11 protein-coding genes are annotated in these 8,117 nt (G+C 70.8%); 7 read left to right on the top strand and 4 right to left on the bottom strand.

The window, feature by feature from the left end:
• Window positions 1-108 precede the first annotated feature (108 nt).
• Window positions 109-1,161 (top strand): TetR family transcriptional regulator, encoded by a 1,053-nt coding sequence (locus D7Y15_RS40750; protein WP_120581197.1) that lies wholly within the window; start codon window positions 109-111, stop codon window positions 1,159-1,161.
• Between the two features lie 18 nt (window positions 1,162-1,179).
• On the opposite strand, the gene D7Y15_RS40745 is transcribed toward D7Y15_RS40750, so the two are convergent.
• On the bottom strand, window positions 1,180-1,722 hold the full coding sequence (locus tag D7Y15_RS40745) for a hypothetical protein (protein ID WP_167547812.1): 543 nt from the start codon (window positions 1,720-1,722) through the stop codon (window positions 1,180-1,182).
• A 135-nt stretch (window positions 1,723-1,857) separates the two neighbouring features.
• Between D7Y15_RS40745 and D7Y15_RS40740 the strand changes: the two genes are divergently transcribed.
• Window positions 1,858-2,913 carry a hypothetical protein gene (locus D7Y15_RS40740; RefSeq protein ID WP_120581196.1) on the top strand — a complete coding sequence of 352 codons (1,056 nt, stop codon included), beginning with the start codon at window positions 1,858-1,860 and terminating at the stop codon, window positions 2,911-2,913.
• Between the two features lie 22 nt (window positions 2,914-2,935).
• On the opposite strand, the gene D7Y15_RS40735 is transcribed toward D7Y15_RS40740, so the two are convergent.
• A complete protein-coding gene (locus D7Y15_RS40735; protein ID WP_121755948.1) occupies window positions 2,936-3,250 on the bottom strand; it encodes a tetratricopeptide repeat protein in 315 nt (104 codons plus the stop codon).
• Between the two features lie 61 nt (window positions 3,251-3,311).
• Here D7Y15_RS40735 and rsfS point away from each other — a divergent pair, with 61 nt between their 5' ends.
• The 4 genes from rsfS to D7Y15_RS45420 all read left to right on the top strand — a co-directional run bounded on the left by rsfS (window position 3,312) and on the right by D7Y15_RS45420 (window position 6,308).
• Window positions 3,312-3,857, top strand: coding sequence for a ribosome silencing factor (gene rsfS, locus D7Y15_RS40730; protein WP_169822374.1), 546 nt, complete (start codon window positions 3,312-3,314; stop codon window positions 3,855-3,857).
• Window positions 3,858-3,861: 4 nt separating this feature from the next.
• A complete protein-coding gene (locus tag D7Y15_RS40725) occupies window positions 3,862-4,326 on the top strand; it encodes a 23S rRNA (pseudouridine(1915)-N(3))-methyltransferase RlmH (protein WP_120581194.1) in 465 nt (154 codons plus the stop codon).
• 78 nt (window positions 4,327-4,404) lie between these two features.
• Window positions 4,405-5,550, top strand: coding sequence for an RNA ligase RtcB family protein (locus D7Y15_RS40720; protein WP_121755947.1), 1,146 nt, complete (start codon window positions 4,405-4,407; stop codon window positions 5,548-5,550).
• Between the two features lie 56 nt (window positions 5,551-5,606).
• Window positions 5,607-6,308, top strand: a complete 702-nt coding sequence (locus tag D7Y15_RS45420) for a ComF family protein (protein ID WP_169822375.1) — start codon at window positions 5,607-5,609, stop codon at window positions 6,306-6,308.
• A gap of 10 nt (window positions 6,309-6,318) precedes the next feature.
• Here D7Y15_RS45420 and D7Y15_RS40705 read toward each other — a convergent pair whose 3' ends face one another.
• Complete coding sequence (locus D7Y15_RS40705) at window positions 6,319-6,921, bottom strand: Uma2 family endonuclease (RefSeq protein ID WP_233597494.1); 603 nt, start codon at window positions 6,919-6,921, stop codon at window positions 6,319-6,321.
• 136 nt (window positions 6,922-7,057) lie between these two features.
• Between D7Y15_RS40705 and D7Y15_RS40700 the strand changes: the two genes are divergently transcribed.
• On the top strand, window positions 7,058-7,606 hold the full coding sequence (locus tag D7Y15_RS40700) for a hypothetical protein (protein ID WP_148713003.1): 549 nt from the start codon (window positions 7,058-7,060) through the stop codon (window positions 7,604-7,606).
• A gap of 4 nt (window positions 7,607-7,610) precedes the next feature.
• On the opposite strand, the gene D7Y15_RS40695 is transcribed toward D7Y15_RS40700, so the two are convergent.
• Complete coding sequence (locus D7Y15_RS40695; RefSeq protein ID WP_121755945.1) at window positions 7,611-7,928, bottom strand: DUF3817 domain-containing protein; 318 nt, start codon at window positions 7,926-7,928, stop codon at window positions 7,611-7,613.
• Window positions 7,929-8,117: the final 189 nt, after the last annotated feature.

Below are 8,117 nucleotides of genomic sequence, written 5' to 3'. Positions count from 1 at the left end.
GCCCCACCCTGCCCGTGCAGGTGCCCGGAACCAGGGCGCTTTCCGTCGGGCCTGGGAACGGGGTAGGAGGAAGGGACTGGCATCCGCCTTGCTGACGGTGTTCCCCCGATGATGTTGCGTGCCCTCCCCCTCCTCCTGTGCCTGTTCGTGGCCGCTCCCGCCGGGGCGGCGTCCGGCCTGGAGCAGGCGCGCGCGAAGGCCCAGTCAGCGCGAACGGAGGCACGCACCCTGCGCACCCGGCAGCAGGGGCTGCGCGACGAGCTCAACGGCGTGGCCGCGCGCATCGAAGCGCTCAAGGCCCAGCGCCAGGGGAAGCTCACGGCGGGCGGAGAGCTGGAGTCCGCGCTGCGCCGTTCGCAGGAGCTGAGCGGAGAGCTGACGGGGCTGGCGCAGTCGGTGTCCGGCGCGGACGGCGAGGTGGAGCGCGCGCATCTGGCGCTGCACGGCGCGCTGTCCCAGGAGCTGACGCTGCTGCGCGCGGCGTGGGACGCGACGACGGACCGGACGGAGCGGGCGCGGCTGGTGGAGCAGATGCGATCCGTGCGCGGCGAACGCGAGGCCGTGCGCGCGGCGCTGCCCGCATCCCAGGTGCCGGCGCTGGATGGCGCGGCGCGCGGGGATGATCCGGAGGACCTGCTCGCGCAGGCGGACGCGCTGCGCGACTCCCAGGACAAGGTGCGCCAGCGGCTCCAGGCCCTGAAGGCGCGCATCACCGAGGTGCGCGAGGAGCGCGACCTGGACCGCCGCATGAACGACTTCCTGGGCGAGGAGTCCATGTTCGACGACCAGGACCGCCGCTTGCGCCTGCGCTCGATGGGCAACCAGGGCCTGCAGGTGGCCCCCACCCAGCGGGGCGGCCGGCAGCCGGAGGTCATCCCGGGCGACGCGATGGTGGAGACGCCGGACTACGCGGGCGACCCGACCAAGGGTCCGGGGGTCGGAGGCAATCCCAATCCCACCGCGGGCGGGCAGACCTCTGGCATCACCGCCAGCGACCGGCGGCCCCAGGTGGACCCGGTGCGCGCCCAGGCGCTGGCCGCGGGCGGCCTGGAGGACCTGTCCTCGCTGGAGCAGGAGGCCGCGCGGCTGGAGTCCCTGGCCAGCGAGCTGGACGGGCGCGCGGGCTCGCTGGAGCGCCGCGCGAAGACGCTGGCCCCCTGAAGCAGCGACGGGTGGCCGCTACAGCAGGCCGCCCTCCACCTCCAGCACCACCGTGGCCTGCACGCGCACCTCGCGCTCCGGCAGGCGCCCCGTGCCGCGCAGGATGATGGCCATGCTGGGCGCGGCCACGTAGGGCCTCAAGTCCACGCTGCCGTCCGTGTTCAACCCCACCGTGGGGTTGGGCGGGTTCAGGCCCAGGCCCGCGATGCCGTCCCGGGCCGCGAAGCGCGACTCGGAGTTGCCCGCGCGGGCCACGGCCTCCATCGAGTCCAGGAAGCCGAAGTCCTGGTCGTTCGGGCTCAGGACCTTGAGCCTCATCGACGTCACCTGCACGCGCGTCACCTCGTCCTTGGTGACGTCGCGGTTCTTGAAGTCCTGGTTCTCGTTGAAGTCCAGCGAGGAGAAGCTGCTGATGGAGGGAAAGGCATTGAGGAGCGTGGAGGTGCCAGCGGGGTTCGCGGGCACCGTCGCCTCGCCCTGGACCTCCGTGGTGAAGGACGCCGGGGAACAGGCGACGAGCCCCAGACCGGCCACCGCCGCGAGGAAGGACGCGTAAGACATGGCCGCAATGTACCGGGCGGCCGGGTGCGCCGTCACCGACCGCGGGCACACCCCGGGTGTCCCGGGGACGACGCGGCCGTACGGGGCACTTGCGAGCGTGGGGATGCCAGCGGGCCGGAGTATGGTGCGCGCGTCTTGGACCGTCGCCTCCTCCCGCTCCTCCTGGCCCTCAGCCTCCCCTGGGGCGGAGGTGCGCGCGCGGCCGAGTGGCAGGGCTCGCTCCGGGGCACCGGCCGGCTGCTCGTGGACAGCAACGCCCCGCGCGACTTCTCCGACGGCGCGACGCCCGGCCCCGGCGCGGACCTGGCCATGAGCGTGCTGGGCGTGGCGGAGGGACGGGGCACCGGCGAGCGGGCCCAGGTGGTGGGCCGGTACGAACTGGGTGCGCGCAAGTACCTGGACTACGACAACGAGGACACGCTGGTGCAGGCGGGCGCGCTGGAGGGCTCGCTCGCCCTGGGCACCGAGTGGGGCGTGGGCGCGGAAGGCCACGCCAAGGACCGGCGGGGCGGCAGCCGCGCGTACTCGGACCTGGGCACCAGCCTCTTCGCCGAGTACGCCCCGGACGTGCGCCTGGCCCTGCGCGTGCGCCTGGGCGCCCGCCGCTTCGTGTACCGCCCGGACCACACGGCCGACTTCGGCGGCCCGGAGGTGGGCGTCCTGGGCCGCTACCGGTTGAGCCCGCGCCACACCCTGAGTGTGTTTGGCGAATGGGGTTCGCGCCGCTATGGCCCCTTCGCCCGGCCCTTCCCGGCCGTCACCTCATCCCCCGTGCGGCGGCAGGACGGCGCGCTGGTGGCGGGGGCGGGCTACACGTACCGGGGGCCGGTGAAGCTGTCGCTCAGCTATGCCTTCCAGGAGGTCAGCTCCAACAGCTTCGGTGAGACGGCCATGCGCCACCGGCTCGTCGGCAGCGCCGGGGTGCGGCTGCCGTGGCGGGTGACGCTCCTGGCGCAGGGGACGCTGGGCCTGGCGCGCTACCCGGACGGCATCTTCCTGTCGCCGGAGATCATCCTGGTGGAGGAGGACGAGGGGCAGAACTCGCTGTCCCTCAAGCTGGCCCGGCCCGTCTCCGCCCGCGTGGACATGGAGGTGTCCTGGGGCCTCTGGAGCACGCGCCTGCCGCGCAATGACTTGCGATACACGCGCCAGGTGTTCGGCGTGGGCTTCACCTGGCGCGACCAGGACTAGGAGCCCAGGCTCTGGAGCACCGTCAGTCCAGGTCGGCGATGCGTTCGTCGATTTCGTCGGCCAGGCTGGGGTGCTGCTGGGCGAGCGCGTGGTCCCGGGCGGTGGTGAGCACCTGCTTCGCCTTGTCCGTCTGGCCGGCCCCCGCGTAGGCATCCCCCAGGGAGACGAGGGCGGCGGCGTACTTCGGGTCCAGGCGGACCGCGGACTCCAGGCTCTGGATGGCGCTGTCGTATTCCTTGCGTTCCAGGTGGAGCTTCCCCAGGGAGAACCAGGCCATGGGGGCGTCGGGGAACTGGGCCACCATCTTCTTGAACTGCTCCAGGCGGGCGTCGCTCATGGACGGAACCCATTAGAGGAGCGCTGGAAGCTTGCCAAGGGTGCGATAGGGTATCCGCCACATGGCCACGAAGAAGAAGACCCCTGCATCCAAGAAGGCGAAGGCGAAGAGCACGACCCGGGCTCCGGCCCGCAAGAAGACGGCCGCCAAGAAGGCGAAGCCGGGCGTGCGTCCGCCCCCGCGCAAGAAGACCGCCGCCGCGCGCAAGAAGGCGCCGAAGCCCGCCCCCCCGCCGCCGTTGCCCAAGCCCGCGGAGAACGCGAAGGCGCGTGAGCTGGCGCGCCGCATCGGCGACCTGCTGCTGGACAAGAAGGCCACGGACGTCGTCATCCTCGACATGCGCGGGATGACGTCCTACGCGGACTACATCGTCATCGCCTCCGGCGAGAGCGACCGTCAGGTGAGCGCCATGGCGGAGAACGTCCAGGTGCAGCTCAAGCAGGGGGCGCAGCCCCTGCGCCCCATCAGCACGGAAGGCCTGGAGACGGGCCAGTGGGTGCTGCTGGACTACGACGACGTCGTGGCCCACCTGTTCAACGGCGAGGTGCGCGCCTTCTACGACCTGGACGGGCTGTGGGCGGACGCGCCCCGGGTGAAGCTGTCCTAGTCCCGTGAAGGTCCGCCTCCTCTCCATCGGCAAGGACCGCTCCGGGTTGTTCGAGCCCGCCGTGCAGGAGTACGCGCGGCGGCTCGAGCACTACACGCGCTTCGAGCTCCTGGAGCTGACCGAAGCGTCGGGCCGCAAGCTCAAGCCCGGCGAGGCGAAGTCCGCGGAGGCCGCCGCCATCCTCGGCAAGCGCAAGCCGCAGGACTGGATCGTGGCGCTGGACGAGCGCGGCACCCTGCTGGATTCGGTGGAGCTTGCCCGCTACGTCGCCAAGGCGCAGACGGGCTCGAAGGACCTGCTCTTCGTCATTGGCGGGGACGAGGGCCTGGACGACTCGGTGCGCGGCGCGGCGCATCAGGTGATGTCGCTGTCGCGGATGACGCTGCCCCACCGGCTGGCGCGGGTGGTGCTCATTGAGCAGCTCTACCGCGCGTTCACCATCCTGAAGGGCGAGCCCTACCACAAGTAGGCGGCCGGGCGGCCCGCCCCGAGGTGCTGGGGGCCTGGGCGTCAGGGCGCGTGAAGGGGCTGCGTCGGAGCGGCCATCATGAACACGCCCTCTTCTGAAACCTCCACGGCCGCCACCGTGCGCATCATCGCCTCGCCCCAGTCCTGGGTGGAGGGCGAGGCCGTCCGCCAATTGGAGGCCGTGTCGCGCCTGCCCGGGATGAGACTCGCGGTGGGCCTGCCGGACCTGCATCCCGGCAAGGGCGCTCCGGTGGGCGCGGCCTTCGAGTCCGAGGGCTTCCTCTATCCCTATCTCGTGGGCAGCGACATCGGCTGTGGCATGGGGTTGTGGGACGTGGACCTGCTGACACGCAAGGCGAAGGCGGAGCGGTGGGCGGCGAAGTTGGACCTGGAAGGGCCGTGGGTGGGGGACACGAAGGCGGTGCTCGAGGAGCACGGCGCGCGCGGCATGGGCTTCGAGTCGGCGCTGGGCACGGTGGGCGGCGGCAACCACTTCGCGGAGGTGCAGCGGGTGGAGGAGGTGCACGACCCGCGCGTCTTCGAGGCGCTGGGCCTGCGGGAGGAGCGGTTGCTGTTGCTCGTGCACTCGGGGTCGCGCGGGCTGGGAGAGGCCATCCTGCGCAAGCATGTCGACCGGCATGCGGCGGGCGGACTGGCGGCGGATTCGGACGAGGCGCGCGAATACCTCAAGCGACATGACGGCGCGGTGCTGTGGGCGAAGGCGAACCGGGCACTGGTGGCGCAGCGGACGTTGGATGGGATTGGGGCGACGGGGCGGCGGGTGTTGGACGTGTGCCACAACAGCGTGACCGCGCGGCATGCGGGCGGACGCGTGGGGTGGTTGCACCGCAAGGGCGCGGCGCCCTGGGACGAGGGTCCGGTGGTGATTCCCGGCAGCCGCGGTGCCCTGAGCTATCTGGTGTTGCCGGTGGGCACGGGCGAGCAGAGCGCGTACAGCCTGGCGCACGGTGCGGGACGCAAGTGGACGCGCACGGCGGCGCGGGAGCGGCTGAAGGAGCGCTTCACGGCGGAGTCGCTGACGCGCACGTCCTTCAAGAGCCACGTGGTGTGCGAGGACCGGGACCTGCTCTTCGAGGAGGCGCCGCCGGCATACAAAGCCATCGACCGCGTGGTGACGGACCTGGTGGAGGCGGGGCTGGTGAGGGTGGTGGCGACGCTGGCGCCGGTGCTCACGTACAAGACGCGAGGCCGCACGGCGGAGTGAGCGGCACGGGGCTCGCACGAGGGGCACGGGATGTGCTGCCCCTGTGAGTCCCGGTGATGTGGAAGGCCCTGTTGGACCTGGTCTATCCGCCCATGTGTCTGGCCTGCGCGAAGGTGCTGCCGGGCGTGGGCGCGGTGTTCTGCGAGTCGTGTGACACGGCGCTGGAGCGGCTGCCTCCGGTGTGTTGCCGGACGTGCGCGGAGCCGGGCGCGTTCCCGGGGAACACCTGTCCCCGCTGCCGGACGGTGCCCCCCCCGTTCAGCCGGGCCTGGGCGCCCTTCGCGCATGAAGGGCCGGTGGCGCGAGCCATCCACCGGTTCAAGTACGAGGACCACCCGGACCTCGCGGCGCCATTGGGGGTACTGCTCGCGGACGAGGCGCGGCGGTTCTTGAGGACCGCGCCCGGATGCGTGGTGGCGTTGCCTCTGCATGTGCGGCGATTCCGGAAGCGGCAGTACGACCAGGCGCACCTGCTCGCGGCGGAGCTGGCGAAGGCCACGGGGCGGACGGCGCCGGGGGATTGGCTGAAGCGCACGCGGGAGACGCGTAGGCAGGTGGGGCTGAGTGAAGCGGAGCGCACGGGCAACGTGGCCGGAGCGTTCGTGGCGTCGCGGGCGGTGAAGGGGCAGGAGGTGTTGCTCCTGGACGACGTGTTCACCACCGGGTCCACCGCGCGGGCCGCCGCGATAGCGCTGCGGGAAGCGGGGGCCACGCGCGTGGAGGTGCTGACCTTGGCGAGGGCGTTCACCCTCGCCTGATGACTGTGATTCAGCCCTGGGACTTCTTGAGCCGGGCGAGCTCGGCCTCGAGTTCCTTCAGACGACGCTCCAGGCCCTCGCGACGCTGAAGCTCGGCCTCCAGTTGGAGGACACGCTCTCTGTAGCTCAGCAGCGGCGTGGCGCTGGTCCAGAGCTGGAGGCGCTCTCCTTCCGTCTGGAATTCGAGTCCCAGCACCTTGGAGACGTATCGCCCCCGCTGTGGTTCGAGGCGGGTGTAGACGCGCGCATCGGGTGTCTCGAGCTGGTAGCACTCCAGCGTGCAGTCGCGTCCGTCGAGGATGAAGTACTCGGGAATCCCCAGGCGGGCATAGCGCTGCACATTGGCTTCGGCGGCTGTCTTCCGGTCGCCGCCCGCGTGCACCTCCATGACCCAATCCAACCCGTGGGCCTCGGCGCTACACACCCACTTGTCGCGAGTGCGCTGTTCCGCATCCAGCACGACCAGCAGGTCCGGCGCGAAGCGTGGCTCCTCGGGGTAGTAGATGGGGAGCGCGGAGCTCACATAGGCCCGTCGGGACTGCTGGGCCCAGTATCTGCGCAACACATTCCAGACGTAGGTACGCGGGCCGGTGTGCCAATCCCCTTCTGGCATTGGCATCTCATTCCACGTCACCTCGCCGGGCAGGGACGCCACGACCTGTGCCCGCTCCTCTTCGTCCATTGCATCCCATGCAGCCTGGGAGGGCGCACGTGGATATTCGAGCACAACCTCTGGAGTCACATCTTCCATGAAGGACATGATGGGTCGTCTCCATGGCAGGGTCAATCACCCGGGCGCCGTCTATGCTTCGCGGCGAATGACATCCACACCGGCCCCCATTCCTGGCAACGAGCCGAACGCGCAGCCACGGTGTGGCCCGCATTCCAGGGTCGCGACGGAGGCGTGCTCGCGCTGCGGTGGCTTCATGTGCCGGGCGTGCATTGCGCCGGACAGTGAGCCCGCGCATTGCCGGCCGTGCCGGAAGCGCCTGCTGGCGACGGGCGCCATCGTCCCCAGCAGCCACTCCACCCTGGGTGAATACCTGGCCCAGTTCAGCTGGTTGATTGCCTTCCTCACTGCAGCGGGCATCTACCTGGCGCGCAGGACGGACAGCGCCGGACTGTGGCTGATCATCTTCCGGGTCGGCTTCACGCTGGGCCTGGCCTGTGGCGTCGTGGCGCTCATCCGGGAAAAGGGCCGACTCAGCCCCGGGGTCGTCGTGCCCGCCGTCATCGGTATCGTGCTCAACACCCCTCCGTTCCTCTGGGGAATGCTGATAGCCGTGGCCGGCGTGTAGTGAATCAGCGCGTCTTCGCCGTCTCCAGCGCGAGCGCCTCACCCCGCAACTGCGCGTCCAGCCAGAACGTCCCGCCCGGCACGAGCGAAGCCACGAAGGCCAAGGCGATCCGCTTCACACCCCAGCGGTATTCGATGGCCGCCATCATCAGCGTGTAGAGGTACGCCATGAACAGCAGGCCGTGCGCCATGCCCACCACGCGCACGCCCAGGGGCATGTTCAGCGCGTACTTCAACGGCATGGCGATGAGCAGCAGCACCAGGAAGGACAGGCCTTCCCAGAAGGCGACAGCGCGGAAACGACCCAGGGCGGTCTTCAGCATGACGTCCTCTCTCCTCCGCCCATCCCCTGCCGTCAAGACACCCGACGCTACGACCGCGCCTGCCCGCTCCAGGGCCCGCCTGACGTCAGGGCATCCCGGATGTCGGAAGCATCACGCCCTACGCCTTCCTCCACCCGTCCAGCCCCGGAGGCTGTTATCCCCCTGCGCGTGGACCCCACCCCGAAGAAC

The sequence above is a fragment of the Corallococcus sp. AB030 genome (assembly GCF_003668965.1).
In the GTDB taxonomy this organism is placed as follows: domain Bacteria; phylum Myxococcota; class Myxococcia; order Myxococcales; family Myxococcaceae; genus Corallococcus; species Corallococcus exiguus.
The sequence above is the reverse complement of the archived record's forward strand: the minus strand, read 5'-3'. Positions and strand labels throughout refer to the sequence as shown.